This is a genomic window from Hyphomonas adhaerens MHS-3 (genome assembly GCF_000685235.1).
Lineage (GTDB): Bacteria > Pseudomonadota > Alphaproteobacteria > Caulobacterales > Hyphomonadaceae > Hyphomonas > Hyphomonas adhaerens.
The window spans coordinates 1,528,145-1,554,713 of the sequence record NZ_ARYH01000001.1; the positions used below are offsets into that span (position 1 = coordinate 1,528,145).

A 26,569-nucleotide genomic window follows, 5' to 3' on the forward strand; every position below is an offset into this window, starting at 1 on the left:
GTGTGGCGGCTTGAAACCGGTATGCAGGGTCTAGGACAATATTCCTCCCTCGCTTGACCGTAGGCAAATAATCCTATAGCGCTGATGTCCGCGACAATAGCGGAGTGTGGCCTCATGCGGCACCAGGATATCTGGCGGGGAATTGACCAGCTGGCCGAACATCATGGCCTGACGGCGTCGGGCCTGGCGCGCCGGGCGGGGCTGGACCCGACGGCATTCAACAAGTCGAAACGCGAAGGCGCCGATGGCCGCCCGCGCTGGCCGAGCACCGAGAGCCTCGCCCGCGTGCTGGAGGCGGTCGGCTCCGGCTTTGACGATTTCGCCGCGCTGATCGATGGCCGCCGGGGCGCAACCGCGCCGCTGATCGGCTTCGCGCAGGCCGGCCGCGACGGCTATTTCGACGATGCCGGCTTTCCCGCGGGGCAGGGCTGGGAAGAGGTGCGCTTCCCCGGGCTTGGCACCGAAACCGTCTACGCCCTCGAAATCAGCGGCGATTCCATGGAACCGGCCTACCGGGCGGGCGACCGCATCATCGTTGCCCCCGGGGCAGAGGTGAAAAAGGGCGACCGGGTCGTCGCGAAAACAACGGGCGGCGAGGTCATGGCCAAGGTGCTGGCGCGCAGGAACAGCCGCACGGTCGCGCTCGCCTCGCTCAATCCGGACTATCCGGTGCGGGAGTTCAAACCGGGCGAAATCGCCTGGATCGCGCGAATTTTATGGGCCAGCCAATAGGAATTATTGACACCCATGTGACATCCGGTGCTTTGCAAACGCCTCAAAAGTGGGTGATTACGCGCACATGACTGACAAGCCCATTGAAGAGCCAACTCCGCAGGAATCCCTCGACCCGGAAAACTGGGACGAATTCCGCGCGCAGGCCCGCCACATGCTGGACGCCGCCATCGACCGGCTGCAGGACGCACGGCAGGGCCGCGTGTGGACCGAGCTGCCGGGCGAGATCAAGGAGACGCTGAAGGCGCCGCTGCCCCGCGAGGGCTGGGGTGTGCCGGACGTGATGGGCCGGATGGAGGCGCTGCTGCCCTATGGCGCTGGCAATACCAATCCGCGCTTCTTCGGCTGGGTGCATGGCTCCGGCACGCCGGCGAACCTGCTGGCAGAGATTGCCGCCTCCGCGATGAACGCCAATGTCGGCGGGCGCGACCATGGCGCGATCTATGTCGAGAAACAGGTCGTGCGCTGGTGCCGGGAACTGTTCGACTTCCCGGACACCGCCAGCGGCATTGTCGTCTCCGGCACGTCCATCGCGACGATCATTGCGGTGAAGGTGGCGCGCGATACGCGGCTGAACTTCCTGAGCCGCAAGGACGGCATCTGCGGGCATGGCCTGGTTGGCTACACCTCGACCGAGACGCATTCCTGTGTGGCCCGCGCATTTGACCTGCTGGGCCTCGGTACGGACGCCCTGCGCAAGATCCCCGCCAATGACCGGTTCGAGATCGACATGGATGCCCTGAAGGCCGCCATCGCCGCCGACCGGGAAGCGGGCCTGACGCCTTTCATCGTGATCGGTACGGCCGGTACGGTGAATGTCGGCGCGATCGACCCGCTGGAGGAGCTGGCCGACCTCGCGGCAGAAGAGAGCATGTGGTTCCACATCGACGGTGCGTTCGGATCGCTCGGTGTGCTGAGCGACCGGGTGAAGGACCGCCTGACAGGCGTGAAACGCGCGGACTCGCTGGCCTTTGATTTCCACAAATGGCTGCATGTGAACTACGATGCCGGTTTCGCGCTGATCCGCGAAGAGAAGCTGCACCGCGCTGCCTTCACAGACCGGCCGGACTATCTGACGGCCAAGGAACGCGGCCTTGCGGGTGGTAATCCGTGGCCTGTCGAATATGGCCCGGAGCTGTCACGGGGCTTCCGTGCCCTGAAGGTCTGGGCGCAGATCGCAGAGTTCGGCACCGACCGGCTTGGCCGCATGATTGAGCGCAATTGCTACCAGGCCTCGTACCTGGGGGAGCAGGTGGAGAAGACGCCGGGCCTCGAATTGCTGGCGCCGGTGGCGCTGAACATCTGCTGTTTCCGCTATACCGAGCCGGGGCTTTCCGACGCCGTGCTGGACGCGATGAACGACGAGATCGTCATCCAGTTGCAGGAGCAGGGGAGCGCCGCGCCCTCCACCACGCGCCTGAAGGGGCGGCTCGCCATCCGCGTGAACATCACCAACCACCGCACGGCCCGCGCCGACCTCGATATCCTGCTGGAAGAAGTGCAGCGCGTCGCCGCGTCGCCGGAAGTTGCGGCGGTTCGCGACGCGGCCATCCGGGATGCAGGCTAGGCTCTTGCCGCAGATAGAAGAAACGGTCACAAGTCATTGATGGACTGGGGTAAGCTACGTTCTTTCCACGCTGCAGCGGAAGCTGGCAGCCTGACGTCCGCCGGAGACCGGCTGGGCATCTCGCAATCGGCTGTCTCGCGCCAGATTGCCGCGCTGGAGGAGACGTTGGGCGTCTCGCTGTTCCAGCGCCACGCCCGCGGCCTGGTGCTGACCGATGCCGGCCACACGCTGTTCCGCTCCACGATGGAGATGGCGCAGGCGGCCCAATCTGCGAACACGGCCCTGCGCGACCAGCAGGAAACCCCGCAGGGCGAGCTGATCGTCTCTGCGCCGGTGGCCTTCGGCTCCACCTGGCTGGTGCCGCGCCTCGGCAATTTTGCGAAGAAACACCCGGACCTGCACCTGGATCTGCGCCTCGAAGACCGGGAATACGACCTGCTGAAGCTGGAGGCCGAGTGTGCCATCCGCCTCTGGGCCGCTGACAAGGCAGACCTGATCCAGCGCAAGCTCGGCACGGTGGCGACAAACCTCTACGCCTCGCCGGAATACCTGAAGACCGCAGGCATGCCGCGCACGCCGCAGGACCTCGATAATCACCGCATCATCGCGTATGGCGACGAAAATTCGCCGCTGCAGGAGATGAGCTTTGCCTGCCGTGTGGGCCGCGACGATGCCCCGCCGCGTCCGGCGACTTTGAAGGTCAACAATGTCTTCGCCATGCTGCGCGCCGTGGATGCCGGGCTCGGTATTGCCGATGTTCCGGACTATATGGCCTCGACCATGCCGCGGCTGGTGAAGGTTTTGCCGGATAATGTCGGCCCGATCTTCGATCTGTACTTTATCTACCCAAGCGATTTGCGGCGGTCCAAGCGGGTTTCCGCATTCCGGGACTTCGTAACAGCTGAAACAGAACAGCTCCGCCGCGCAGCCATGCGGCAAGTCTAAATGAACGGCTGTTAATTATGCAGTATTGCATAAGTGATCTGACACAGTGGTGGTTGTGCGAGTGCGAAAAGGGACTATCTAGGCGTCATGCCAAGGGTCCCGGGCATTACCCAATCCTTCCTCCGATTGGGCGTTTCCTCCCCCTACGGGACCCGATACTTACAAGCCCGGCGCGTTAATCGCAGCCGGGCTTTTTTTTGGCCAATTCCGGGGAAGCAGCGTTCCAAAAAAGAATGGGCGAGCCATGCGGCCCGCCCATTCCTTCGTGTCGGATCAAGCAGCTCAGATGCTGGCGCGGAGCATCCAGGCAGTTTTCTCGGCAATCGTGGCCCGTTGGGTCATCAGGTCGACCGTCACGGCATCGCCTGCTTTCTCGGCGATATCGATGCCTGCCTTGGCGACCCGGCTGATCGCTTCATGGCCTTTGACCAGATTGGCGACCATGTCGTTGGCGTCCGGAATGCCATTGTCTGGTTTGATTGTGGCCAGGTCCATCATCTCGCCCGGCGAGCCCGGCGCGAAATGCCCGAGGGCGCGGATACGCTCGGCAATCTCGTCCAGCGAAGCCCAGAGGTCGTTGTACTGCGTCTCGAACATGGTGTGCAGCGCCTGAAAGCGCGGTCCGGTCACGTTCCAGTGGTACCCGTGGGTCTTGGCGTAGAGCGCATAGGTCTCGCCGAGCAGCTTCTTCAGGGCGTCGACCGAAGTCTGCCGTTCTTCTTCTGTCAGTCCAATATCGATCGGCATGAAAATTCTCCTTCTGATTACCCCCATCATATGGGGATTGGCTGGCGTTGCAGCCAATCGAATGGTCGCAGGTGACCTATAGAAAAATTCTATTTCAAGGCGGAACAGAAGCGCTGAATCCGGGCGAGCGCCTCTTTCAACGCGTCTTCCGAAGTCGCATAGGACACGCGGAACGCGGGGGAGAGGCCGAAGGCCGCGCCGAACACGACGGCGACCTTTTCGGTTTCCAGCAACTCGGTGGCGAAGTCCTCGTCCGTCTCTATCACTTTGCCGGACGGGGCCGTCTTGCCGATCACGCCCGCGCAGGACGGATAGACATAGAACGCGCCTTCCGGCGTCGGGCAGTGCAGGCCGGGCGCCTTGTTGAGGCCTTCGACCACCATGTCGCGGCGCGCCTGATAGGCGGCCTTGCGGACGGGCAGGAAATCCTGCGGGCCATTCAGCGCCTCGATGGCCGCATACTGGCTGATCGAGCAGGGGTTGGAGGTGGTCTGGCTGATGACCTTGCTCATCGCCTTGATCAGCTTGTCCGGCCCGCCGGCATAGCCGATGCGCCAGCCGGTCATGGCATAGGCCTTGGACACGCCATTGATGGTCAGCGTCCGCTCCCACAGGGCGGGTTCGACCTGGGCAATCGTGGTGAATTCGAAATCGTCATAGACGAGATGCTCATACATGTCGTCGGTCATCACCCAGACCTGCGGATGGCGCAGCAGCACGTCGGCCAGCGCTTTCAGCTCTGCGCGGGTGTAGGCCGCTCCGGTCGGGTTGGAGGGCGAGTTCAGGATCAGCCATTTGGTGTTCGGCGTGATCGCGCCTTCCAGCGCTTCCGGCGTCAGCTTGTAGCTGGAGTTCGGGCCGCACTCGACCTTCACAGGCTCGCCGCCGGCCATCAGCACCATTTCCGGATAGGACACCCAGTAGGGGGCCGGGCAGATGACTTCATCGCCGGGGTTCAGCGTGGCGACGAGGGCGTTGTAGATCACCGGCTTGCCGCCCGGCGCGACGTGGATCTGGGCGGGCGTATAGGTCAGGCCGTTCTCGCGCTGGAACTTGCCGACGATGGCTTCCTTCAGTTCCGGCAGGCCGTCGGCCGGCGTGTACTTGGTCTTGCCTTCCTGGATGGCCCGGATGCCCGCGGCCTTGATGTTCTCCGGCGTATCGAAATCGGGTTCGCCGGCGCCGAGACCAATCACGTCATGACCGGCGCGTTTCAGTTCGGCCGCCTTAGTGGTGACGGCGATGGTGGCGGAAGGTTTGACGCGGTCCAGCGCGTCCGACAGGCGGAGATCGGCAGCCATGATATGTCCTTGAGGCGGTCCCAGGAATTGCGGCCCTGGCAGGAGCGCCGGGCCGTGCCCGCAATACGCGTCAGGGCGCATGGCCGCAAGCCCCGCCACCGCGTCATTTCGGGTATTTTGAAGGTTAATGAACGCTTTCCCCGAGGCGGCAGATTCCTCCCGGCAGCCGGGCAGGCATCTTAACTATGGCGTGGCATGTTGCAGGCTGCCTGGTGGGGCGTCTTCCGCGTGGAAGAATGTTAAGGCAGTAAGGAAATGTGGTCTCAGACTGTATTTGACGAGGCAAAGCGCGAATTCTTCGACCTGGTCAGAGATCTGGTGAGGGATTTGACGCATTGGTTCAGCCGGTTGTCCGACCTGGAGCGGCTGGTGGGCCTTGCCGCCTTCATCCTGATGCTGTTCCTGCTGGTGGTCGTCAAAGCAGGCACGCGGGAACACAAACCCGCCAAGAGCCGCAATTTCGTGAGTTCGCTGGTGCTGGTCGTCGTGTTCGGCTTCTTCGTGGGCATGTTGCTCGAAACGCCTTTTGACCCGCGCGATTTCCTGAACGAAGACGTCATCCGCAACATACGCAACGCCGTCTAAAGCTCGCATAAATGCGGCGGCTCGCCTATTTTGCAGATCATGGAGACTGAATCGCCGGGCGCGGCCCCCTTCCGGGGCGTTGACGTCATCAAGGACAATCTGACCCGCCTGCCGGCGAAGCCCGGCGTCTACCGCATGTACGGGGACGCTGACGAAGTGCTGTATGTCGGCAAGGCGCGGAACCTGAAGGCGCGCGTCTCGAACTATGCCCGCCTCGGCGGCCATACCCAGCGCATCGCGCGGATGATCGCCCTGACGCGGCGGATGGAATTCGTTGTCACCGAAAGCGAGACCGAGGCGCTGCTGCTGGAGGCAAGCCTCATCAAGAGCCTGAAGCCGCGTTTCAACGTGCTGCTGCGGGACGACAAATCCTTTCCCTACATTCTGATCCGGCGCGATCATGAGGCGCCGCAGATCAAGAAGTATCGCGGATCCAAACAGGACCAGGGCGACTATTTCGGCCCCTTCGCCAGCGCCGGGGCGGTGATGCGCACACTCGACACGCTGCAGAAGGCCTTCCTGCTGCGCACCTGTGAGGACAGCGTCTACAATGCCCGCACGCGGCCCTGCATGCTGCATCAGATCAAGCGCTGTGCGGCGCCCTGTGTGGGGCTGATCTCGACGAAGGATTATCAGGACCTGGCCGACGAGGCGGCAGACTTCCTGCGCGGGAAGGGGGCAGACCTTCAGAAGCGCCTCGCAAGGGAAATGGAAGAGTCCGCCGACGCGATGGATTTCGAACGCGCGGCATCCCTGCGCGACCGCATCCGCGCCATCGCCCATGTGCGCGGCAGCCAGGATGTGAACCCGGACGATATCGAGGAAGCCGACATCTTCGCCATTTCGATGGAGGGAGGGATCTCCTGTGTGCAGGTCTTCTTCATCCGGGCGGGCCAGAACTGGGGCGCGAGCGCGCACTATCCGCGCCATGAACGTGATCAGACGGCAGAGGAAGTGCTGAGCGCCTTCCTCGCGCAATTCTATGACAAGCGCCCGCCGCCGCGGATGATCCTTGTTTCCGACATGCCGGAACAGGCCGAGCTGATTGCCGAGGCGCTGAGCCTGAAGGCGAGCCGGAAGGTCGAGATCCGCAAGCCCGAACGCGGCAGCAAGAAAGACCTCGTCGCGCAGGCGACCCGCAATGCGAGCGAAGCGGTGACGCGGAAACTGTCGGAGACCGCCAGCCAGGCACGCCTGCTGAATGAAGTGGCGAAAGTGTTCGAACTGGAAAAGCCGCCGGAACGGATCGAGATTTACGACAACTCTCACATCCAGGGCACCAACGCCGTGGGCGGCATGGTGGTGGCCGGCCCCGAAGGCTTCATGAAGAACGCCTACCGCAAGTTCAATATCAAGGACACGACCGTCGAGCCCGGCGACGATTACGGCATGATGCGCGAAGTCATGCGCCGCCGCTTCAATCGCGCCAAAAAGGAACGGGAAGAGGGCGATCCCTCCAACTGGCCGGACCTTGTCCTGATTGACGGCGGGCTTGGCCAGCTGAACGCGGTGATCGAGGCGCTGAAGGAAATTGATCTGACGCCGGACGATGTGACGCTGGTCTCCATCGCCAAGGGGGTGGACCGGAATGCGGGCCGGGAACAATTCTTCCGGCCGGGCCGGGCGCCGTTCAAGCTGCCGGAAAATGCGCCGGTGCTCTACTACCTCCAGCGCCTGCGCGACGAGGCGCACCGCTGGGCCATCGGCGCGCACCGGCAGAAGCGTTCTGCCGCCATCGGCAAGTCACCGCTGGACGAGATCGAAGGCATCGGCCCGGCGCGCAAGAAAGCGCTGCTGCATCATTTCGGTTCCGCCAAGGGCGTCTCCCGCGCCAAGGTCGCGGACCTGATGGAAGTGGACGGCGTGAACGAAGCGCTGGCCGAGCGCATCCATGGCCATTTCAACGGCGGCTAGGCACCCGCGCGTTCGGCGAGGTTTGCGATATAGCTTTCCATCAGGTGGACCAGTTCGTCCTCCAACCGCTGGGGGTCGAGTTCCAGTTCAGGTTCCATGATCGTCGCGCGCAGCAGGTAGACCACGGTATGGGTGAGGATAAAGGACGCTTCCTTGCCGAGGACAAATTCGTACTCCCCCCGCGTGCTGAGGGCATCCATGAACGCCGAATGCTGGCGGCTGACTTCTGCGCCGCCGCGGGTCTGAAAGATGGTATTGGACAGAACGAGCTGGGTTTCGGGTGAGCCCTCGACGCCCTGCATGGCTGCGCGGATGACAGTCCGCACGCTGCTCAGCTCCGGCTCTTCGAGCAGCAACTTCGTGATCCGCTCGCGCAGGGCATCGCTGTAGCGCTGGCTGAGTTCCTGCAGGATTGCATCGCGGTCGTCGAAATACTGGTAGAGCGTGCCGATGGACACGCCGGCCCGCTTGGCGATGCGGCTGGTCGTGAATTTGGCGTATCCGTTTGTATCCAAAACCTGAAAGGCGGCTTCGAGAATCGCGTCCACCGTTGCGCGGGCGCGGGCTTGTTTTGGATTTCTTCTATTGATTTCAACCATTTGACTTCATTTCGGGGCCGCTGATCTTCGCCGTTTGAGATGCGAATGGTAAATATGAGGATTTCTTACATTATGGATGTGACTGCGTCTGAAATGCAACCGGAGATCCGAATGACCGCATCCCTCGAAGATGTGCACGAGCGCATTTCGCACCAGAAAACGGCTCTGCCGGTGATGTATGGAGACATCGACTTTTCGCTGACGCCGGAGCGTTACACCGACGATCTCTCCGTCAGCTCCATGAAGGATTATGCGACGAAATTCCCGCCGCCGCCCGCCGATATGGTCGAGCGTGTGAAAGCCTACACGATGCTGGGCGACGTGACGGCGGATGCCTATGCGGCCCTGATGCCGGAATATGGCTTCAAGCGCGTGGTCGATATGCTGACCACGGCCTGTGACCAAGGGATCGAGGCCGTGCCCGATGCACCGCCGGAACTGGCCGCCCTGATTGCCGAAATGGAAGCGAAGCCGGACTGGCTGGACATGGACCTCGTGCGCGAAGGCGCCCGGCTCAACCGGCTGCCCATGGCGGAAAGCGCCCCCTGGATGATCCGCGGCGCATTCCTTGCCACATTCCTCAACAAGTACACGGCCCTGCCGATGGCGCTGACCGGCACCCTCAGCCATTCGAGCGCCTCGCGACGGGTGAACGAAACGGCGACCTTCTTCACGGTCACGACCCTGCCGGGCGCGCTGGAGCCGCGCGGGGAAGGATTCAGGGCCGCCGCCATGGTGCGCCTGATGCACTCGATGGTGCGGTTCAACGTCCTGCACCGGATGAAGAGCTGGGACCAGTCCGTCTACGGCATTCCGATTCCGCAGGTCGACCAGATGCCGGCGGGCCTGATCGATGTCTTCCTGCTGGCGTTCAAGATGGTGGAAGAGGGGCGGACGGAATTTACGCCGGAGGAACGCGCCCGCGTCGAATTCAGCCGGTACCGTTGCTACCTGCTGGGCCTGCCGGAAGACCTGCTGATGGATACGCCGCAGGGCATTATCGACATCATGAATGCGCGCAGCGGGTCGATCCGTGCCGGGTTTGACGACGAGACCTGCGGGGCGCTGGTGCGGGCAACCCTGTCGACCTATCTGCCGCCCGACAAATCGCTGGGGAACCGGATCCACAATGCCCTGGAACGCCGGCTGGCGCGGCTGGTCCTGGTACAGCATTTCCTGGGCGGGAACAGCCAGATGGCGCGCGATATCGGCGTGCCGGTCGGCCCGCTGGACTATGCGGTTGCCGCGGTTCTGTTCCCGGTCATCGCGGCGAAAATGGCCATCTACAACACGGCCCTGAAAGTGCCGGGTCTGCGCGGGCTGGTGGATCGTCACCTCGTCGCCAAACTCCGGCGCTTGCTCGCGCGCTATGGCCATGCCGAGTTCACGACGGATGCGTCGGCCTATCGGCCGGCAAAGCCCGTCCCGGCGGAATAGGGGGGAAACAGCGGCCGGCTTCTTTGGGGGGAAGGGCCGGCTGCTGTTATTCCGCTAACGGAGCATAATCAGTCGCCCTGGTCCATCGCGACGATGATCTGCGCGAAGCCGTTTGAAATGCGTCCCATGTTCTCGACAGACATCCGCTCGTTCGTGCCGTGGAACCCGGTCAGGTCCACCGGTGTGATCACGGCTGGCGAGAAGCGGTAAACGCGCGGCGTGATCGCCGTGGCATAACGCCCGTCGGTGGCGCCGATCACCAGCGCCGGGGCAACCGGGGCCCCGTCACCGGCCGCTTCAGCGACACTGGCCAGCACGGCATAGGGGCGGCCATCGGTAGGCGAGACAGGGGACGCTTCGCCGCTGCCTTCTTCCGGGGCGCTGACCTGGATGCCTTCAATATCGCCGGTCACCTGTTTCACATGGTCGACCACATCGGCGACGGTGTCGTTCGGGTGGACGCGGAAATTGACGATAGCGGTCGAACGCTGCGGCAGGACGTTTTCCTTGGCCGATCCGGCCAGCATGGTCGGGGCGGTCGTTGTACGTACCATCGCATTGCCGGCAGGCGTTGCAGAGAAGGACTTCTCCACCATGCCGCCGAACAGCCACATATTGGCGAGGGCCATTTTCTGCATGAAGGGCATGTCGGCGGCAGACGCGAGCAGCAGGTCCGAGACCGGCGGCTTTGAAAAGTCTGCCGGCATCTGGTTCTCGTCGAGGGCGACGATGGCCTTGCCGAGCTGCACGTTCGCGGAATCGCGCGGCGGCATGGACGAGTGGCCGCCTGCGCCCAGCGAAGTGACCTGCAGCGTGACATAGCCTTTTTCCGAAACGCCGATCATGCCCATCTTGGCGCCGGTCAGCGGCGACGGATCGAGAATGGCAAAGCCCTCATCGACTGCCATGACCGGCTCGATGCCGCGGGATTTCAGAAGGGCGATGCTTTTTTCCGCGCCGGAGCCGAGGACTTCCTCGTCATGGCCGAATTGCAGGATCACGGTGCGCTTCGGCTGGAAGCCCGAGGCGGCGAGGGCGTCCACAGCTTCCATGATGCCGATCAGGTTGCTTTTGTCGTCGAGCGCGCCGCGGCCATAAACATAGCCATCGATGATGTCGCCTTTGAACGGCGCACCGGTCCAGTCGCCCTCGGTGCCGATGTTCACCGGCACCACATCCTGGTGCGCCATCAGCAGCAGCGGCTGAAGAGACGGGTCGGAGCCCTGCCACGTGTAGAGCAGGGTGAGCGTGCCGGGCACGATTTCCTTCGTCATCGCGGCGTGGGCAGCCGGATAGGTCACTTCCAGCCAGTCGTGCAGTTCCAGCCACGGGCCTTCCTGTCCGGGGCGCGGATCGCCGCCAGACAGCGTGATGGTCCTGAACTGGATGGCCTCGGACAGGTGTTCCGCAGCGACGTCGGCCGAGATGGCCGGCACGTCCGGCAGCTCCACCCGGCCGCCGACTGGGGCGCCGCCATAGGTGAATGTGCGGTACAGGACCACGGCCACAATCAGCACGAGCAGGGCCGCAAGGCCCATCAGAAATTTCTTGAACAACGAAACACCCTCCAGTCCGTTCGGGGCGGACGGTCGCGGCTCTCCCCGGGTTCGTCAAGGCGTCCAGCGGCAAAAAAATGACTTGGCCGTCACGATTTTGCACGGCAATCATGCATTTATGAATGACGCTCCGGCCAAGCGCCTGTCCCTGCCAAGGGTCCTTGCATTTTCATCACTGAGTATCCCGCTGGCTGGCGTCGGCTTGCCTGTCGGTGTGTACCTTGCGCCGCTTTATGCGCGGGAAGTCGGGCTGGGCCTGGAGCTGACCGGCATCCTGTTCATGCTGCTCAGGTTCTGGGACATCTTCACCGATCCGGTGATGGGCTATCTGGTCGACCGCTACCGCAGCCCGTGGGGCCGCGTGCGCCATTGGGTTGTGCTGTCGGTGCCGATCCTGGGGCTCGCCACCTATTTCGTCTACATGCCCAGCGTCGGGCAGGGGCCGGGCTATTTCGTCGGCTGGATGATCCTGTTCTATATCGGCTTTACCCTGCTGCAGACGGCGCGCTCGGCCTGGGTGCCGGCGATCGCGGTCGACTATGATGACCGGTCGCGCTTCTTCCAGTGGGCCGAGATTGTCAGCGTTCTGTCGATGCTGTTCCTGCTGGCAATCCCGGTGGTGCTGGAGCTTGCCGGCTTTGGCGTCGGGCGGATGGGGCAGGTCGCTGTCATGGGCTGGGTGCTGCTGATCGCGCTGCCGATCTCGGCTTTCCTGGCATGCACATTCGTGCGCGACGAACCTGTGCGCGGCGACAAGGGACACACAGAGAAATTCCGGTTGCGCCCTTTCATTGCTGCCCTGCGCAACAAGTATCTGGGCCACATCCTGCTCCTGGAGCTGCTGTCCGGGACGGCGATCGCCGTGACCTCGGCGAACTATCTGTTCGTTGCGGAATTCGTGTTCGGCCTGTCGGACGGCATGAGCAGCCTGGTCCTGATGTTTTTCTTCATCATGGCGGTCTGCGCCCTGCCACTCTGGCTGAAACTGGCCGAGCGCACCGAGAAAAGCTTTGCGTTCAAGGCCGCGGCGCTTTTGTCCTTTGGCAGTTTCATTATCTATTACATCGCCGGTCAGGTCGGCGGGTTCTGGCCGCTTTTCATCGGCGCCTTCTTCAACGGCGCGGCGTTCAGCGCGCCCATGGTGCTGGCCCGGTCGATGACGGCGGATGTCGTGGAATGGCAGGTTTCCCAGACCGGGGAGAACCGGTCCGGCATCTATTATTCCCTCATCACCAGCGCCTACAAGGTCGGCAGCAGCCTGGCCCTCGGCGTCGGCTACCTGATCCTTGGTCAGTGGGCCGGGTTCCATCCGAATGAGGAGAACTCGCCGGAAGCGATCCATGGCCTGTTGCTGGTGTTCTGCCTGTTGCCGGGCACGCTCTACCTGCTGGCTGCGCTTGCCGCCTCGCGCTATCCGTTTACGCGGGCCATGCAGCAGGAAGTCGCCAAATCCCTCGACCCGCGCGGGCCGGAGATCATGGACTAGAAGCCGCCGCCTTCGGCCAGCCATTCCTTTTCTTCGTCCGTCGAGTCACGTCCCAGCGCCTTGTTGCGATGCGGGAAGCGGCCGAACTGGTCGATCACCTTCTTGTGGTCCTTGGCATATTGCAGCGTGCTCTCGATCAGGTCGCGGAAACCTTCACGGGACTCCACGAGCAGGTCTGTGAAGATCGAAACAGAGCGCTCCTGGTCTTCCGGCGCTTCGGAATGTTCGAGCGGCAGATAGAAGAAGATCCGCTCCACTTCCGACAGGCCCTTGTCCTGTTTCAGGGCGAGGCCGTCCTTGCAGAGGAGGAGGGCGAGATCGTCCTGTTCAAAGGCGCGGGCATCGTCACGGAAGAGGTTCCGTCTGAACTGGTCGAGCACGATGATGACGGCCAGGCGTTCGCGAGGTCCGCGGGCGGCCCAGTCCTCCGCCGAAGGCAGGTCCGACAGCGTTTCCACCAGCGCGCCGAAGCGGTCGCGGATCTCCGCGTCAGTCTCTTCCGATTTGCCGAACCAGAGCTTGTGCTTTTCGCCCGCCGCGTCCGGGGAGGCAGACGCCTCGCCAATCCAGTAGTCAATGACGTCTTGCGGGGTGGGAAGTTCGCTCATTTATCGGGGCCTCACGGTTCAGGTCTGGGGGCAACAATCATGTAATTGACCGACGTGTCCTCGGTAATCCGCCAGGCCCCGGTCAGCGGCGCATAGGAAACGCCGGCCGGGGTTTCCGGTTCCAGACCCGCAGCAGCAAGGGCATCGCGCACGTCTTCCGGCGGCAGGAATTTCGACCAGTCATGCGTGCCGCGCGGCAGCCAGCCGAGGATGTATTCGGCGCCGACCACAGCCGTCGCCAGCGCCTTTGCGGTCTTGTTGAGCGTTGCCACGATCATCAGCCCGCCGGGGCGGACCAGGCTGGCGGTGTCTTTCAGGAACTGAATCGGGTCTGCGACATGTTCGACCACTTCGAGGTTCAGGACGATGTCGAAAAGCGGCTCGCCGGCGTCGATCAGGCCTTCGGCGGTTCCAGCCCGGTAATCGATGGAGAGGCCTTCCTCCTGGGCATGGGTCAGCGCGGTCTTGATATTGGCTTCCGATGCATCGACGCCGGTCACGGCGGCGCCCAGCCGGGCCATCGGCTCGCAGACGAGGCCGCCGCCGCAGCCAATGTCCAATAATCTCAATCCTTCCAGGGGTTTAACCTTGCCCGGATCTATCCCGAAATGCCGCTCGGCCGTCTCGCGGATGAAGCGCAGGCGGACAGGGTTGAAACGGTGCAAAGGGCGGAATTTGCCCTTTGGGTCCCACCACTCTGCGGCGATGGAGGAAAATTTTTCCACCTCGTCCGGGTCGATGCTCGGGGTCCTGGGTGCCCCAAGGGAGCCTTCAATTGTTTTCACCATGGTCTATCAAACCTGTTTGATCCGGCTGAGAACAGCCCCTATGAGGGCGCTTATAGGGGCATACCCGTTTCTACAGGATATAGGGCGAAATGGCGCGCACGGTACTCAAGTTTGGCGGAACCTCGGTGGGAGACCTCGATCGCATTGCGAACGTGGCCGACATTGTGGCCGCCCGCGCAGAGCAGGGTGAACAGATCGCTGTGGTCGTTTCGGCCATGGCGGGGGAGACCAACAAACTGGTTGCGCTGGCTGAAGGCGCGGCAGGCAATGGCCTCGCGCGGGAACAATATGACGACGAATATGACGTCGTCGTTGCCTCCGGCGAGCAGGTGACGGCCGGTCTCCTGGCGCTGGCCTTGCGCAAGCGCGGCCTGAAGGCGCGGTCCTGGCTCGGCTGGCAGCTGAAGCTGAAAACCAACAAGAGCCACGGCAAGGCCCGGATCATGGGCTTTGACGATTCCAGCCTGCCGGATTCGATGGATGCGGGCGAGATCGCCGTGATTGCCGGTTTCCAGGGCGTCACCGAGGATGAGCGTGTCGCCACGCTTGGCCGGGGCGGCTCGGATACCAGCGCCGTGGCCGTGGCCGCCGCGCTCAATGCCCAGGGCTGCGATATCTATACCGATGTCGACGGCGTCTACACGACCGACCCGCGCATGGTCCCGAAAGCGCGGCGGATCAAGAAAATCTCGTTCGAGGAAATGCTCGAAATGGCTTCGCTGGGCGCCAAGGTCCTCCAGACCCGCTCGGTCGAAATGGCCATGAATCATAACGTGCCGGTGCGCGTGCTCTCCAGCTTCCTGAAGCCCGGAGAGCCCAATCCCGGAACCCTAGTGTGCGCAGAGGAAGAAATCGTGGAAAAGCAGGTTGTCAGCGGCGTCGCCTATTCGCGTGATGAGGCGAAGATCACCCTTTTCGGAATGCCGGACAAACCGGGCGTGTCGGCGAAACTCTTCGCCGTGCTCGCGCAGTCGGGCATCAATGTCGACATGATCGTGCAGGCCAATGCCCGCGGTCCGGACCGGGCCAACATGGTGTTTACCTGCACCGACCGCGACAGCCCGTTCGCGAAAGAGACGCTGGAAAAGATGAAAGACGAGATCGGCTTCGACTCCATGGAAGTCACGCGCGATGTCTCCAAGGTCTCGATTATCGGGGTTGGCATGAAGAGCCATACCGGCGTCGCCGAGACCATGTTCCGCGCGCTTTCGGAGAAGAACATCAACATCGATGTCATCGCGACGTCCGAAATCAAGATTTCGGTCCTCATCGCAGCGCCCTATACGGAACTCGCCGTGCGGGCCCTGCACACGGCCTTCGGCCTTGACGCCGAGTAAGACCGCCTGCGACAAGCAGGACTAGATGGCCTACAATCTACCTGCCACGCGTCTGCTGATGAATCGCCTCCGCCAGATGATGGCAGAGGATGGGGAAACACGTTCGCGGCTCGACAACGTGGTCCGGCTGATCGCCTCCACCATGGTGGCGGATGTCTGCTCGATCTATCTGCGTGAACCGAGCGGCCAGCTTATCCTCATTGCGACGGAGGGCCTGAAGCCGGAAGCCGTCGGAAATACGCGCCTGTCTTCCTCGGAGGGTCTCGTTGGCCTCGTGTCGCGCCGGGCCGAACCGATGGCGATTCAGGATGCGCCGCGCCATCCTTCCTTCTCCTACCGCCCGGAAACAGGGGAAGACCCGTTCCACGCCTTCCTGGGTGTGCCGATCCTGCGCGGCGGCCGGGTGATCGGCGTGCTCACCGCCCAGAACCGGACCGAGCGCGTCTATGGCGATGAAGAGATCGACACGCTGCAGACCATTGCCATGGTGCTGGCGGAGATCGTGGACCGGATCGATCCCGAACATCTCGACAATGGTCACGGGCATCAGCGGACACGGAAACTGGCCACGCTGCGCGGGCGGGTGTTTTGCGAAGGTCTCGGCTATGGCCGCGCCGTGCTGCACGATCCGGTCGTGCCGGCGGCGAAATTCTTTGCCGGTGATCAGGAAATCGAAGCGGAGCGGCTGACCCGCGCCCTGATCGGCCTGAAAACCTCCATCGACCGGATGATGGCCATCGACGGCGCTGTGCTGGGCGATGACCCGCGCGACGTGATGGAAACGTACCGCTTGCTGGCGCACGACCCGTCCTGGGCGGAAAAGCTGCAGGAAGGCGTCCGGTCCGGCCTGTCGGCGGAAGCCTCCATCGACCGTGCCCGCCGGGAACACCGCGCCCGCCTGCAAAGTGCGCGCGACCCCTATCTGCGTGAGCGGCTGCACGACCTCGAAGACCTCGACAACCGCCTGTTGCGCATTCTTGGAGGCGATGACGGCCGTCCGGAGATCAGCGAGGAACGCAGCGTTCTGGTCGCCCGCCGTCTCGGCCCGGCCGAATTGCTGGAATATGCCAATGCGGGCCTGCGCGGCATCCTTATGGAGGAAGCGGCAGCCTCGTCCCATGCGGCCATCGTGGCCCGCGCGCTCGGCATTCCGACACTGGGCGGCATCGAAGGGCTGACCACAAGGATCGATCAGGGCGACTGGCTGATCGTCGATGCGGAGCAGGGCGTGCTGCACGTCCGCCCCGATGACGCGCTCTACGATGCCTACAAGGACCGCGTGGCCCTGCGCTCAGAACGTCAGGCCGCCTATGCCGCCCTGCGCAACAAGCCCGCCCGCACCCGGGACGGGACCGATGTGAGCCTGATGTTGAATGCGGGCCTCGAACTCGACCTCGACACGCTGGAGCAGACCGGCGCGGACGGGGTGGGCCTGTTCCGCACCGAATTCCAGTTCCTCGTGTCCGAGACGCTGCCGCGGCTGGACGATCAGGTGCAGCTCTACCGCCGCGTGCTCGACAAGGCGCCGGGCAAGCCGGTGATTTTCCGGACGCTGGACCTTGGCGGCGACAAGGTGCTGCCTGCGCTGAACCTGCAGCGTGAGGAAAACCCCGCGCTCGGCTGGCGCTCGATCCGCTTTGCGCTGGATCATCGCGGCCTGTTCCGCCGCCAGCTGCGGGCCCTGATCCGTGCGGCCGGGGAGAACCCGCTGACGGTCATGTTCCCGATGGTGACGGTGCCGCAGGAGTTTTTTGCAGCCAAGGACCTCCTGATGAAGGAGGTCGAATGGACTGCCGAGACGACCGGCAAACGCCCCTCGCGCATCGAAGTCGGCGTCATGCTGGAAACCCCGGCACTGGCCTTCAGCCTGAAGGAACTGGCAGGGGAGGCGGAATTCCTGTCCGTCGGCACCAACGACCTGATGCAGTTCTTCTACGCGGCAGACCGGATGACGCCCTCTGTCTCGGATCGGTACGACCTTGTTTCACCGAGTGCCTTGCGCTTCCTGAAAATGGTTTCCGAAGAGTGCCGGACGCACGGAATCCGGATGTCGGCATGCGGGGAGGCGACCGGATCCAGCCTCTCGGCGCTCTGTTTCGTTGCGCTCGGGTTTACCAACCTGTCAATGTCCGCTGGATCGATCGGTCCAGTAAAACGTATGATCAGAAGCCTTGATCTTGCAGCGTTTCGGGCCGATTTCATTGAGGCGCTCGATAAACCGAACGATGCGTTCCGTAACCAGTTGTTAGCTCTTGCGGCTGAACATGGCGTGGAACTGGCGGAAGGTTGATAGATTGGCTCCGTGAGTTAACCTCACGCATGGACCGTTTCTTGCGCGATGGTGGGACGACACACGACCATCACGGCTTTACTGGACGAACATGGCACACGACGACACGCTTCCTGAACAGGCCGGTCCCGAGACAGGGACCGACGACAAGGTATTGACGGATTCCGAACGCTTCCTGAAGGCCAAGGAGGTCTTCGAAACCCGCTCCTATGAGGGCGAAGACCTGCGCATGGGCCAGGTCCTGCGCCGCGTGCGCGAGATCAAGGGTCTGGAATTGCAGGATGTGTCCAAGGCGACGCTCCTGCGCAAGGACTACCTCATGTGGCTCGAGCGCATGGAAGTCGGCGAGCTGCCGAAGGGTGGCTACCTGACGGCCATCCTCGGTACTTATGCGAAATATCTCGGCCTGCCCGAGAAGGACGTCGTCGCGGTTTACACCAAGGAATGCGGCGCCGTTCAGGAAGTCAAAGAAGCGGCGCCTGTCCCGAAAATGGGCCAGATTGCAGCCGAACGGGCCCGCTGGCCGCTGGCCCTGGCATCCGCTGCGGCGCTTGTGGCGCTGGCGGCAGGCGCAATCGGCGTGTCGCAATTCATGCGGCCTGCGCCGGAAGTCACCGAAGCCGCCGCGATCGTGGCCGTGAACGGCGCCCGCGACAGCCTGTTTTCCGAAGCCGAGTCCCAACGCCCCGTGCCGGACACGCTGCCGCTAGAACTGGTCGCTGTGCGCCAGGGCTGGCTGGAAGTGCGCGGCGCCGACGGCACCATTTTCCGCAGCCGCGTCATGGCGGAAGGCGAGACCTATTTCCCGCGCCTGAACGCGGGCTGGACCGTGTCTGCCCGCGATGGCGGCGCGTTCGAATGGCGTGTCGGCGATATCGTCGTCAGCCCGCTCGGCCCGGATGGCGCGGAAATGTTTTCCGTCAGCGTGGACGAGCAGCTGGCCCGCGCCGCGGAAGTTTCTGCTCCGGCCATGGCGGCCAATGGCGGCAGCAAGGCGACCCGCTAGCGCAGTTGAAGTTTCCGTAAACGCATTGCCGGATGGGCGCGAACGCGCCATCTAGGGGCCAACAGGCACCAGAGGCACATGACATGAGCCACAATCCGATCCGTCCCTGGCGTGACATCACGCGGCGCAAGTCCCGGCAAATCCGCGTTGGCGATGTTCTGGTTGGCGGGGATGCCCCCATCGCCGTGCAGACCATGACCAACACGCCGACAGAGGATGCCGCCGCAACCATTGCGCAGATCCAGCGTGCGGCAGAGGCCGGCGCCGACATCGTGCGCGTCTCCTGCCCGACGGAAGAGGCGACCGCCGCCATGCCGGAGATCTGCAGGGCCTCGCCCGTGCCGATCGTGGCCGACATCCATTTTCACTACAAACGCGGTATCGAGGCGGCAGACGCCGGCGCGGCCTGCCTGCGGATCAATCCCGGCAATATCGGGTCTGAAGCGCGCGTGAAGGAAGTTGTCGCCGCGGCCCGCGCCAATGGCTGTTCCATCCGGATCGGCGTGAATGGCGGCAGCCTGGAGCGGCACCTGCTGGAGAAATATGGCGAGCCATGCCCGGACGCGATGGTGGAAAGCGCGCTGGACCATGCCCGCATTCTCGATGATTTCGGCTTCCACGATTACAAGATTTCGGTGAAGGCCTCCGACATGTTCCTCACCGTTGCGGCCTACCAGCAGCTGGCCGAAGCGACCGACGCGCCGCTGCACCTCGGCATTACCGAGGCGGGCGGGCTTCGGACGGGGACGGTCAAATCCTCCATCGGCATGGGCGCGCTGCTCTGGGCCGGGATTGGCGACACGATCCGCGTGTCTCTGTCGGCCGATCCGGTCGAAGAGGTGAAGGTCGGCTTTGAAATGCTGAAATCGCTCGGCCTGCGCACACGCGGCGTGAACATCGTTGCGTGCCCCAGCTGCGCCCGTCAGGGTTTCGACGTCATCAAGACGGTCGAGATTCTGGAACAGCGTCTGTCGCACATCCACGAACCGATTTCGCTGTCCATTATCGGCTGCGTCGTCAACGGCCCGGGCGAAGCGGCCCTGACCGATCTCGGCTTTACCGGCGGCGGCAAGGAAAGCGGCAAAATGTTCGTGGCCGGACGGCCGGACCACAATGTCTCCAATGACGAGATGATCGAACACATTGTCGACCTGGTCGAGCAGAAAGCCGAACGCCTGCGTGCCGAACGCGAAGAGGCTGAGGTCGCGGCGGAATAACGACTAGAGCGGCTTGCAGCTGCTTTCCGGGATCAGCGCCGCCGCTGCATCATAGGCATCCTGCGTTGGGGCGAGACGGCGGATCAGGGCCAGCGCTTCCGGCGCTTTCACACGAACGATTTCCGTTTCACCGGTCTCCGGCACAGACTGGTCTTCCATTGCGACGATGACATGCCGCACAATCGGTGTGCCCGGCGTGCGCGCATCGAGCGAGCCTGCATAGACATTGTCCGTCGTGGCGGCGAACACCGACAGGGATGCATAATCGGTCCAGGCCGGGGCGGTGAGTTCGACCGGCCCGTCCGACAGGTCAATCAGGCAGATGGCGTAGGCAAGGTCCGGTGCGGGGCGCACGACGGTCTGCGTTTCCGGGCTGGTGCGCGGGGTCATCTGCCAGGCATTCTCCGTCAGCCCGCGTTCCATCATCCGGTCACGGACTTTTGACATGATCTTGCCGGGCAGGGCGTTGAGCACGACGAAATGCGCGAGTGCGCCAGTGATCAGGAAGGCGGCAAGGCCGGTCAGGAAGTTTTTCATGATCCTTGCCCTCCGCAGGACAGCCGCTCGACAGAAGGCGCGGGCAGGGTGGCTTCCGGATCGGACAGCAAGGCTGCGGATGGTTTGTAGAGGCGCAGCGTCAGGTCGAACTTGTCCGCAGCCCGGCTCGACACCCATCCGCCCTCAGCCGGGCGGGAGGGGGAGACGGTAAAGCTCCACGCGTCCGCGTCGCCTTCGGCGGCCGCCTTGGTGAGATCGTAAGACAGGGCCTTGTCCGTGTTGGGCGGCAGGCGGCTGTCGCCGTCATACAGGGTGACAGACCACCAGAGCGCGGGCATGGCCGTGCCGCTGACCCGGTAGGTGCAGGCTTCCATGAGCGGCTTGCCGTCATCATCACTCGCCCGGGTGAAATAGACCGCCTCCTCTTTTGTCAGCGCCAGCAGGCCGTGGCGGGCGATGCGGGCCCGCGTCCACGGATTGGCGGCGGCTGACCCGATGGTCCAGTCGCTCTGCCAGTTCTCGACGTCGACATCGCCTGACAGGCGGATGCCGGAGCCGACCATGCCCGCCATCACCATGGCGGACGCGGCACCCGCGGCGAGGCCGAGGATGCCGCCAATCAGAAGAGGCGCCAGTTTCATTCCGGCAAGCTAGCGGCCCCATCCGGCCGGGCAAGCACATTCTGGCCGCCAAGTCCTGTTCTGCTCCTATTCCGCCGGAGCCGCCACGCGCCGTACCTTGATCATGGGCTTCAGGCCGAACAGGGGCCGCAGGTAACCCACGCGGCGGATGACGAGTTCGTGCAGCAGGGCGCAGCCCCCGAAGGTGGCCAGGATCACCAGCGGTGCCTCGACCCAGACGCCGAGGCCCTGACGGGTCAGCCAGTAGCCGGCCATGACGGTGATCGTCTGGTGCAGGATGTACCAGGGGAATATCGCCTCGGTCATGTAGGTCAGCACGCGGCTGGGCCGGTTCAGGTAGCGCTGGGCGAGGCCGAGCATGGTCACAATGGCCAGCCAGGCATAGAAGATCCGCGCGATGCGGGCCGGCCAGATCAGCCAGTTCCAGTCGCTGTTTTCCGCCATGGCGTTCCAGTTCGACCAGAGTGGGGCGAGCACCGCGCCGAGCACCAGCACGCTCGCGACGGCGAAGGGCAGGGCCCGGCGGATTGCGCTCCAGAAGTTGCGGTCCTTGGCGAGCAGGAAGCCGATCATAAGAATGGTCAGACTGTGGGCATGATTGGCCCAGTCATTCGTCAGGTCATGCGTCGTCCTGAAATAGGGATCGAGCGTGAAGCGGTAGAGGATGAACGGGGTCACCGGCAGGACAAGGGCGGCAAGTGGCCCCCAGCGGCCGGCGAACAGGAATTCGGTGATGCGGGCACCGGTGCCGGTCATGAACCGGGCCAGCGGACCCGCGACCGGTGCGAGCATCAGCGTGTAGACCAGCAGGTAGACCACATACCAGAGATGGTTCCAGGTCGGCGTTGTGATCGAGAAGGCCGACCCGAAATCGAGATAGTGCGGCCAGAACTGCCAGAAACTGCCGCTGAACTCGCCGTTCTCCACCAGCTGCAGCCAGCTTTGCGGGGCGACGATCACAACCATGCCGAACAGGATGGGCAGGCCGAGCCGGACCGCCCGCTCACGCGCCAGCGTCGATCCACCGAGCTTGTCAGCCGCAAAGCGCAGCGCGACGCCGGAGATGAAGAAAAGCAGGGCGAGGCGCCACGGGTTCAGCAGCATCATCAACCATTCGGCGCCGGGGCTGACATGCACGCTTTTCACGTGCCAGCCCCACGTCACGTAGAACATGCCGGTGTGGTAGAAAATGAGCAGGCCAAAGGCGATGATGCGCAGCCAGTCGAGATCGTAGCGGCGGGGGAAGGCGGGCGCCGGAGACGGTTCGGTCATGGGGAAACTCCTTGTTCTGGAGCGCAGACTGAAAGACGCCCGGCCAGGCGTCATGTGCCAAGGGGTATCCGGTGGGTGCAGGGGACAAACGGCCCCCGCCGGGGATGAATGGCGGCGATCCGGGACGAAATTCCGCCAATAGCCTTCCGGTTCGTACGCGGTTTGTGGCAGGACACAGCGATGGTGACAGAGACGCAGCATCCCGAGATCAGGGCCGACGCCCGGGCCGACCGGCGGACCTGGTTCTTTTTCGGTTTGTTCATGGTCGCCTCCTTTTTCGAGAAATCCCTCTCGGATCATGACGACCTTGTGCGGGCAGGCTCGACGCATCCGAACCTGCCATGGCTGAGCCAGGCAACATCGCATCTGGTGATCCTGGCCATGGTGCCGTTCATCACCTTCATGTTGAGCCGGTTTCCCTTCACATCAGACCGCTGGCGCCAGAACCTGGCGATCCACGCGGCGGCGACGGTCGCGTTCTCCGCGGTGCACATCTTCCTGATGGTGTGGTTCAGAAAACTGCTGACCCCGCTTGTGTTCGGCTTTCCATACGATTTCGGTCTCACGGACCTGTCGCTCTGGCTGTATGAATACCGCAAGGATGTGCTCAGCTACACGCTGATCGCGGCGATCTTCTGGATGAACCGGGTGGCAGAGCAGAAGGCCATGGAAGCAGAGGCCGCCCGAAGCGAAGCGAAAGACCGTCACCGGCTGACGCTGAAATCCGGTGGACGAACCTTTTTCGTGACCGCCGATGATGTGATCTGGGCGAAGGCCGCGTCCAATTATGTGGAAGTGGTCACGCCGGCGAAAACCTATCTGGCGCGGATGACGCTGACGGAGCTGGAACGTCTTCTGGAGGAGGCCGGCGGTCATCATGTGCGCGTGCACAGGTCCCACATAGTCAATCTTGATCATGTCAGGGTCATCACGCCGACAGGGGAAGGGGATGCCCTGATCGAGCTGGATTCCGGCGACACCGTGCCGGGCTCGCGCCGGTACCGGGAGCGCTATGCGCAAACGGCATAAGCACTATTTCGTGAGCGGGCTGGCCCGGACAGGGAATATCGCTAGGTTCCGCAGCGGTGAGGCAGTTGATGAATAAAGGATGCCGATGATCCGCCCCATTCTCTGGTTTCTCGCCCGTCTGCCGCTTCTCGTCCTGATCCTCGTCATGGCGCTTGTCATGTCGAGTTGCACCATGCTGGGCATGAATTATGCGAGCCTCGAAACAGACAACAAACCCGCTCCGGCGCCCGCGCTGGACCTGCCCGCCATCACGGAGGAGGGCAGCCCTGAGCGTGAAGCCCTGAAGCAGAAGTTCGAGGACGTGCTCTACGGGCCATGGCCAGCGGGCATGCCGGTCAGCTTCGGTGACTGGCAGATGATCGATCCGGACTACCTGGATGGGCGTGGCACGCTGGAGGAAGTGAAGATCACGGTCGGCAGTGGCGAGGGCGCCCGCGCGTTCATGATGGTCACCGCCTTTCCCAGGGCTTCAGGCCCTGTGCCCGTGGTGATCAGCCAGACCTTTGCCGACACATGCTCCGTCTTTCCGGACGAGCCTCTCACCAATGCAGACGGTGAAATCTGCGATGGCAGCATGATGGAAGGCTTCCCCGGCTGGGCGGCGACCCAGATCTTCGGCCGCTATATCGCGCTGGCGCCGGTCGAGCGGTACTTCGATGCAGGGCTCGCCTATGCGAGCTTCTATGCCTCCGATTTCATCCCGGACCGCAAGAAGGAGGCGCCTGAGGCCATGGCGGCGCTGGGCGGGCCGGTGAACCCGACTTCCGCCCTGATGGCGTGGGCCTACAGCTTTTCTGCCGCGGTGGACGCACTGGATGCCGATCCGCGTATCGATCCGCGGGCGATCGGCGTCATGGGCCATTCCCGGCATGGCAAGTCCGCCCTGATGGCGGCCGTCTGGGACCGGCGCATCGCGGCGGTTGTGGCGCACCAGTCAGGGTTTGCCGGCGCATCGCTGTCGCGGTCGCACACAGGTGAGCGGCTCGACCGGATGGCGAAAGCCTATCCGCACTGGCTGGCCCCCGAAGCGCAGGATTGGCTGGACCGGCTGGACGAGATTCCCGTCGACCAGCATGAGCTGCTGGCGCTTGTCGCGCCGACGCCGGTTCTGCTTGGCAATGGGCGCCGGGATGTGTGGTCTGACCCGAATTCCTCGTTCCGGGCCGCAGAGGCGGCGAGTGCAGCCTACGAGGTGACCGGGCATACGGGCCTCACCGTTTCAGGCATGGGGGATTTCGACCCCGCCGCAGGAATATCCTGGTGGCTGCGTCCCGGCGGGCACAGCGTGGTCCCGGAAGATATCGACGCTTTCACGGTCTTCCTGCACGCGCATCTCGTAGGGGAAGGAAGTTCACAATACGCTGTTCACTAAAGGCGATGCGCAGTAAGTATAAGAAAAACAGTGCTTAGGGAGGGCACCCATGCCGATCAATGTTGGATTTCTTTACCCTGTTCTCGCTCTTGTGGTGTGGACGCTGGTCATGTGGCTGTGGATGTATGTGACGCGCATTCCGGCGATGCAGAAAGCGCAGATCAATCCTGACGATGCGCGCCATCCCGGCACTTATGTCGACAAGATGCCGGCGAATGTCCGGTCGGTGGCCGACAATTACAATCACCTGCACGAACAACCGACCATCTTTTACGCTCTGATGTTCTTCGCGGCGCTGACCGGCGGGGCGGATCATGTCGCCACCTATCTGGCCTGGGCCTATGTCGGCCTGCGGGTTGTGCACTCCTTTGTGCAGGTCCTGTCGCCGAAAGTGACCCTGCGGTTCATGATGTTCGCACTTGCCTCGCTGGTGCTGTTCATCCTGGCCGGCAAGGAAGTGGTCCGCATCCTCACGTTGGCATAGAACCGCCGGAAGGGGCTTACCAGTTGCCTTAAACGGCACTAGAGAAGCCGCCATGGCAAGCATTTCAGATTCCCGCCTCCAGCAGGTGATCGATCGGTTCGAGGAAGTCGAGGCGCGCATGGGCGCAACCTCGGATACGGCCGAAATCATCTCCCTGTCGAAAGAGCATGCAGAGCTGAAGCCCGTCGTCGACAAGGCGAGGGACCTGCTCAATTCGCGTACGGGCCTGAAAGAGGCCCAGGCGCTGGCCAGCGGCAGCGACAAGGACATGGCCGAACTGGCCGAGATGGAAATCGAGGAAATCAGGGAGAAGCTGCCGGCGCTGGAAGAGGAAATGCAGATCCTTCTCCTGCCGAAAGATGTCGATGATGCTGCGGATATCGTGCTGGAAATCCGCGCCGGGACGGGCGGCGACGAAGCGGCGATTTTTGCGGGTGACCTGTTCCGCATGTATTCGCGCTATGCCCAGCTGATGGGCTGGAAGGTGGATATCGTCGATGCCTCGCCGGGCGATGCGGGCGGCTACAAGGAGATTGTCGCGAACGTGTCCGGCGACGGCGTGTTCGGCCACATGAAATGGGAAAGCGGCGTGCACCGTGTGCAGCGCGTGCCGGCCACAGAGACGCAGGGGCGGATCCACACCTCCGCGGCAACAGTCGCCGTCCTGCCCGCACCTGAAAATATCGAGATCGACATCAAGCCGGATGACATCCGTATCGATACAATGCGCTCGTCCGGGGCAGGTGGCCAGCACGTCAACACGACCGACTCCGCTGTGCGCATCACGCACCTTGCATCCGGCATCGTGGTGACCAGTTCCGAGAAGTCCCAGCACGTCAACCGCGACAAGGCGATGGAACAGCTGAAGATCCGCCTCTACGAGAAACAACGGGCCGAAGCCGATGCCGAACGCGCTGAAGCGCGGGCCAGCCAGATTGGCTCGGGCGACCGGAGCCAGAAAGTGCGGACCTACAACTATCCCGAAAACCGGGTGACCGATCACCGGATCGGCCTGACGCTGTATTCGCTGGACCGGATTGTTTCGGGCGACAAGCTGCAGGACGTGATCGAAGCGCTGATCACGGAAGACCAGGCGCGCAAGCTCGCCGCCATGGAAGAGGCAGGCTGATCGCCGGCGCAGGCGTCAGGATGGAGGTG

General features: G+C 63.2%; 24 protein-coding genes. 15 read left to right on the forward strand and 9 right to left on the reverse strand.

Features of this window, described 5'->3' with window-relative positions:
- Positions 1 to 114 precede the first annotated feature (114 nt).
- From HAD_RS07550 to HAD_RS07560, 3 genes are all read left to right on the forward strand, one after another.
- Positions 115 to 732 (forward strand): S24 family peptidase, encoded by a 618-nt coding sequence (locus HAD_RS07550; protein ID WP_035570288.1) that lies wholly within the window; start codon positions 115 to 117, stop codon positions 730 to 732.
- A gap of 67 nt (positions 733 to 799) precedes the next feature.
- Entirely contained in the window at positions 800 to 2,299 is a 1,500-nt protein-coding gene (locus HAD_RS07555) for a pyridoxal phosphate-dependent decarboxylase family protein (RefSeq protein ID WP_051596015.1), read from the forward strand.
- A gap of 39 nt (positions 2,300 to 2,338) precedes the next feature.
- Positions 2,339 to 3,244 carry a LysR family transcriptional regulator gene (locus tag HAD_RS07560; protein WP_035570289.1) on the forward strand — a complete coding sequence of 302 codons (906 nt, stop codon included), beginning with the start codon at positions 2,339 to 2,341 and terminating at the stop codon, positions 3,242 to 3,244.
- Between the two features lie 282 nt (positions 3,245 to 3,526).
- Here the strand turns inward: HAD_RS07560 and HAD_RS07565 are convergent, their stop codons facing one another.
- Together HAD_RS07565 and HAD_RS07570 are read right to left on the reverse strand one after the other, a co-directional pair.
- Positions 3,527 to 3,991, reverse strand: coding sequence for a Dps family protein (locus HAD_RS07565; RefSeq protein ID WP_035570290.1), 465 nt, complete (start codon positions 3,989 to 3,991; stop codon positions 3,527 to 3,529).
- Between the two features lie 89 nt (positions 3,992 to 4,080).
- On the reverse strand, positions 4,081 to 5,292 hold the full coding sequence (locus HAD_RS07570; RefSeq protein WP_035570292.1) for a pyridoxal phosphate-dependent aminotransferase: 1,212 nt from the start codon (positions 5,290 to 5,292) through the stop codon (positions 4,081 to 4,083).
- Positions 5,293 to 5,547: 255 nt separating this feature from the next.
- On the opposite strand from HAD_RS07570, the gene HAD_RS07575 reads away from it, so the two are divergent.
- Together HAD_RS07575 and uvrC are read left to right on the forward strand one after the other, a co-directional pair.
- Positions 5,548 to 5,877 carry a hypothetical protein gene (locus HAD_RS07575; RefSeq protein ID WP_035570293.1) on the forward strand — a complete coding sequence of 110 codons (330 nt, stop codon included), beginning with the start codon at positions 5,548 to 5,550 and terminating at the stop codon, positions 5,875 to 5,877.
- A gap of 39 nt (positions 5,878 to 5,916) precedes the next feature.
- On the forward strand, positions 5,917 to 7,791 hold the full coding sequence (gene uvrC / locus HAD_RS07580) for an excinuclease ABC subunit UvrC (RefSeq protein ID WP_035570294.1): 1,875 nt from the start codon (positions 5,917 to 5,919) through the stop codon (positions 7,789 to 7,791).
- On the opposite strand, the gene HAD_RS07585 is transcribed toward uvrC, so the two are convergent.
- A complete protein-coding gene (locus HAD_RS07585) occupies positions 7,788 to 8,390 on the reverse strand; it encodes a TetR/AcrR family transcriptional regulator (RefSeq protein WP_035570295.1) in 603 nt (200 codons plus the stop codon). The two genes, uvrC and HAD_RS07585, sit on opposite strands and share 4 nt — an antisense overlap.
- A 111-nt stretch (positions 8,391 to 8,501) precedes the next feature.
- Here HAD_RS07585 and HAD_RS07590 point away from each other — a divergent pair, with 111 nt between their 5' ends.
- Entirely contained in the window at positions 8,502 to 9,827 is a 1,326-nt protein-coding gene (locus HAD_RS07590; RefSeq protein WP_035571854.1) for an oxygenase MpaB family protein, read from the forward strand.
- A 68-nt stretch (positions 9,828 to 9,895) separates the two neighbouring features.
- Here the strand turns inward: HAD_RS07590 and HAD_RS07595 are convergent, their stop codons facing one another.
- A complete protein-coding gene (locus HAD_RS07595) occupies positions 9,896 to 11,383 on the reverse strand; it encodes a M20 family peptidase (RefSeq protein WP_051596016.1) in 1,488 nt (495 codons plus the stop codon).
- Between the two features lie 118 nt (positions 11,384 to 11,501).
- Here HAD_RS07595 and HAD_RS07600 point away from each other — a divergent pair, with 118 nt between their 5' ends.
- Positions 11,502 to 12,869, forward strand: coding sequence for an MFS transporter (locus tag HAD_RS07600; RefSeq protein ID WP_156942196.1), 1,368 nt, complete (start codon positions 11,502 to 11,504; stop codon positions 12,867 to 12,869).
- Here the strand turns inward: HAD_RS07600 and HAD_RS07605 are convergent.
- Positions 12,866 to 13,477 (reverse strand): DUF924 family protein, encoded by a 612-nt coding sequence (locus HAD_RS07605; RefSeq protein ID WP_035570297.1) that lies wholly within the window; start codon positions 13,475 to 13,477, stop codon positions 12,866 to 12,868. The two genes, HAD_RS07600 and HAD_RS07605, sit on opposite strands and share 4 nt — an antisense overlap.
- Positions 13,478 to 13,488: 11 nt before the next feature.
- Positions 13,489 to 14,265, reverse strand: a complete 777-nt coding sequence (gene ubiG / locus HAD_RS07610) for a bifunctional 2-polyprenyl-6-hydroxyphenol methylase/3-demethylubiquinol 3-O-methyltransferase UbiG (protein ID WP_035570298.1) — start codon at positions 14,263 to 14,265, stop codon at positions 13,489 to 13,491.
- Between the two features lie 89 nt (positions 14,266 to 14,354).
- On the opposite strand from ubiG, the gene HAD_RS07615 reads away from it, so the two are divergent.
- The 4 genes from HAD_RS07615 to ispG all read left to right on the forward strand — a co-directional run bounded on the left by HAD_RS07615 (position 14,355) and on the right by ispG (position 20,115).
- On the forward strand, positions 14,355 to 15,602 hold the full coding sequence (locus tag HAD_RS07615) for an aspartate kinase (protein WP_035570299.1): 1,248 nt from the start codon (positions 14,355 to 14,357) through the stop codon (positions 15,600 to 15,602).
- Positions 15,603 to 15,627: 25 nt separating this feature from the next.
- On the forward strand, positions 15,628 to 17,892 hold the full coding sequence (ptsP, locus tag HAD_RS07620; protein ID WP_035570304.1) for a phosphoenolpyruvate--protein phosphotransferase: 2,265 nt from the start codon (positions 15,628 to 15,630) through the stop codon (positions 17,890 to 17,892).
- A gap of 91 nt (positions 17,893 to 17,983) precedes the next feature.
- Entirely contained in the window at positions 17,984 to 18,898 is a 915-nt protein-coding gene (locus HAD_RS07625; protein ID WP_035570316.1) for a helix-turn-helix domain-containing protein, read from the forward strand.
- An 83-nt stretch (positions 18,899 to 18,981) separates the two neighbouring features.
- The gene (ispG, locus tag HAD_RS07630; protein WP_035570318.1) at positions 18,982 to 20,115 is read left to right on the forward strand and encodes a flavodoxin-dependent (E)-4-hydroxy-3-methylbut-2-enyl-diphosphate synthase; all 1,134 of its coding nucleotides are present in this window, start codon (positions 18,982 to 18,984) and stop codon (positions 20,113 to 20,115) included.
- A gap of 3 nt (positions 20,116 to 20,118) precedes the next feature.
- Here the strand turns inward: ispG and HAD_RS07635 are convergent, their stop codons facing one another.
- The 3 genes from HAD_RS07635 to HAD_RS07645 form a co-directional block, all read right to left on the reverse strand.
- A complete protein-coding gene (locus HAD_RS07635; protein WP_035570319.1) occupies positions 20,119 to 20,652 on the reverse strand; it encodes a DUF1254 domain-containing protein in 534 nt (177 codons plus the stop codon).
- Entirely contained in the window at positions 20,649 to 21,254 is a 606-nt protein-coding gene (locus HAD_RS07640; protein WP_035570320.1) for a DUF1214 domain-containing protein, read from the reverse strand. The genes HAD_RS07635 and HAD_RS07640 overlap by 4 nt, the downstream gene beginning before the upstream one ends.
- Before the next feature lie 66 nt (positions 21,255 to 21,320).
- Positions 21,321 to 22,526, reverse strand: a complete 1,206-nt coding sequence (locus HAD_RS07645) for an acyltransferase family protein (RefSeq protein WP_035570321.1) — start codon at positions 22,524 to 22,526, stop codon at positions 21,321 to 21,323.
- A 180-nt stretch (positions 22,527 to 22,706) separates the two neighbouring features.
- Between HAD_RS07645 and HAD_RS07650 the strand changes: the two genes are divergently transcribed.
- The 4 genes from HAD_RS07650 (at position 22,707) to prfA (ending at position 26,540) form a co-directional block, all read left to right on the forward strand.
- Positions 22,707 to 23,555, forward strand: a complete 849-nt coding sequence (locus HAD_RS07650) for a LytR/AlgR family response regulator transcription factor (RefSeq protein WP_035570323.1) — start codon at positions 22,707 to 22,709, stop codon at positions 23,553 to 23,555.
- A gap of 85 nt (positions 23,556 to 23,640) precedes the next feature.
- The gene (locus HAD_RS17885) at positions 23,641 to 24,927 is read left to right on the forward strand and encodes a glucuronyl esterase domain-containing protein (RefSeq protein WP_051596017.1); all 1,287 of its coding nucleotides are present in this window, start codon (positions 23,641 to 23,643) and stop codon (positions 24,925 to 24,927) included.
- Between the two features lie 49 nt (positions 24,928 to 24,976).
- Complete coding sequence (locus HAD_RS07660) at positions 24,977 to 25,411, forward strand: MAPEG family protein (protein WP_035570324.1); 435 nt, start codon at positions 24,977 to 24,979, stop codon at positions 25,409 to 25,411.
- 52 nt (positions 25,412 to 25,463) lie between these two features.
- The gene (gene prfA / locus HAD_RS07665; RefSeq protein ID WP_035570325.1) at positions 25,464 to 26,540 is read left to right on the forward strand and encodes a peptide chain release factor 1; all 1,077 of its coding nucleotides are present in this window, start codon (positions 25,464 to 25,466) and stop codon (positions 26,538 to 26,540) included.
- The last annotated feature ends 29 nt before the right edge of the window (positions 26,541 to 26,569 follow it).

What these genes read in the sequence shown, in the direction of transcription:
- HAD_RS07615 (WP_035570299.1), top strand. Translation starts at nt 14,355, where the DNA reads ATGGCGCGCACGGTACTCAAGTTTGGCGGAACCTCGGTGGGAGACCTC.
- HAD_RS07645 (WP_035570321.1), bottom strand. Translation starts at nt 22,526, where the DNA reads ATGACCGAACCGTCTCCGGCGCCCGCCTTCCCCCGCCGCTACGATCTC.
- HAD_RS17885 (WP_051596017.1), top strand. Translation starts at nt 23,641, where the DNA reads ATGATCCGCCCCATTCTCTGGTTTCTCGCCCGTCTGCCGCTTCTCGTC.
- HAD_RS07550 (WP_035570288.1), top strand. Translation starts at nt 115, where the DNA reads ATGCGGCACCAGGATATCTGGCGGGGAATTGACCAGCTGGCCGAACAT.
- HAD_RS07650 (WP_035570323.1), top strand. Translation starts at nt 22,707, where the DNA reads ATGGTGACAGAGACGCAGCATCCCGAGATCAGGGCCGACGCCCGGGCC.
- HAD_RS07660 (WP_035570324.1), top strand. Translation starts at nt 24,977, where the DNA reads ATGCCGATCAATGTTGGATTTCTTTACCCTGTTCTCGCTCTTGTGGTG.
- HAD_RS07575 (WP_035570293.1), top strand. Translation starts at nt 5,548, where the DNA reads ATGTGGTCTCAGACTGTATTTGACGAGGCAAAGCGCGAATTCTTCGAC.
- prfA (WP_035570325.1), top strand. Translation starts at nt 25,464, where the DNA reads ATGGCAAGCATTTCAGATTCCCGCCTCCAGCAGGTGATCGATCGGTTC.
- HAD_RS07625 (WP_035570316.1), top strand. Translation starts at nt 17,984, where the DNA reads ATGGCACACGACGACACGCTTCCTGAACAGGCCGGTCCCGAGACAGGG.
- HAD_RS07570 (WP_035570292.1), bottom strand. Translation starts at nt 5,292, where the DNA reads ATGGCTGCCGATCTCCGCCTGTCGGACGCGCTGGACCGCGTCAAACCT.
- HAD_RS07605 (WP_035570297.1), bottom strand. Translation starts at nt 13,477, where the DNA reads ATGAGCGAACTTCCCACCCCGCAAGACGTCATTGACTACTGGATTGGC.
- HAD_RS07565 (WP_035570290.1), bottom strand. Translation starts at nt 3,991, where the DNA reads ATGCCGATCGATATTGGACTGACAGAAGAAGAACGGCAGACTTCGGTC.
- HAD_RS07555 (WP_051596015.1), top strand. Translation starts at nt 800, where the DNA reads ATGACTGACAAGCCCATTGAAGAGCCAACTCCGCAGGAATCCCTCGAC.
- HAD_RS07560 (WP_035570289.1), top strand. Translation starts at nt 2,339, where the DNA reads ATGGACTGGGGTAAGCTACGTTCTTTCCACGCTGCAGCGGAAGCTGGC.
- HAD_RS07635 (WP_035570319.1), bottom strand. Translation starts at nt 20,652, where the DNA reads ATGAAAAACTTCCTGACCGGCCTTGCCGCCTTCCTGATCACTGGCGCA.
- uvrC (WP_035570294.1), top strand. Translation starts at nt 5,917, where the DNA reads ATGGAGACTGAATCGCCGGGCGCGGCCCCCTTCCGGGGCGTTGACGTC.
- HAD_RS07640 (WP_035570320.1), bottom strand. Translation starts at nt 21,254, where the DNA reads ATGAAACTGGCGCCTCTTCTGATTGGCGGCATCCTCGGCCTCGCCGCG.
- ubiG (WP_035570298.1), bottom strand. Translation starts at nt 14,265, where the DNA reads ATGGTGAAAACAATTGAAGGCTCCCTTGGGGCACCCAGGACCCCGAGC.
- HAD_RS07600 (WP_156942196.1), top strand. Translation starts at nt 11,502, where the DNA reads ATGAATGACGCTCCGGCCAAGCGCCTGTCCCTGCCAAGGGTCCTTGCA.
- ptsP (WP_035570304.1), top strand. Translation starts at nt 15,628, where the DNA reads ATGGCCTACAATCTACCTGCCACGCGTCTGCTGATGAATCGCCTCCGC.
- HAD_RS07585 (WP_035570295.1), bottom strand. Translation starts at nt 8,390, where the DNA reads ATGGTTGAAATCAATAGAAGAAATCCAAAACAAGCCCGCGCCCGCGCA.
- HAD_RS07590 (WP_035571854.1), top strand. Translation starts at nt 8,502, where the DNA reads ATGACCGCATCCCTCGAAGATGTGCACGAGCGCATTTCGCACCAGAAA.
- ispG (WP_035570318.1), top strand. Translation starts at nt 18,982, where the DNA reads ATGAGCCACAATCCGATCCGTCCCTGGCGTGACATCACGCGGCGCAAG.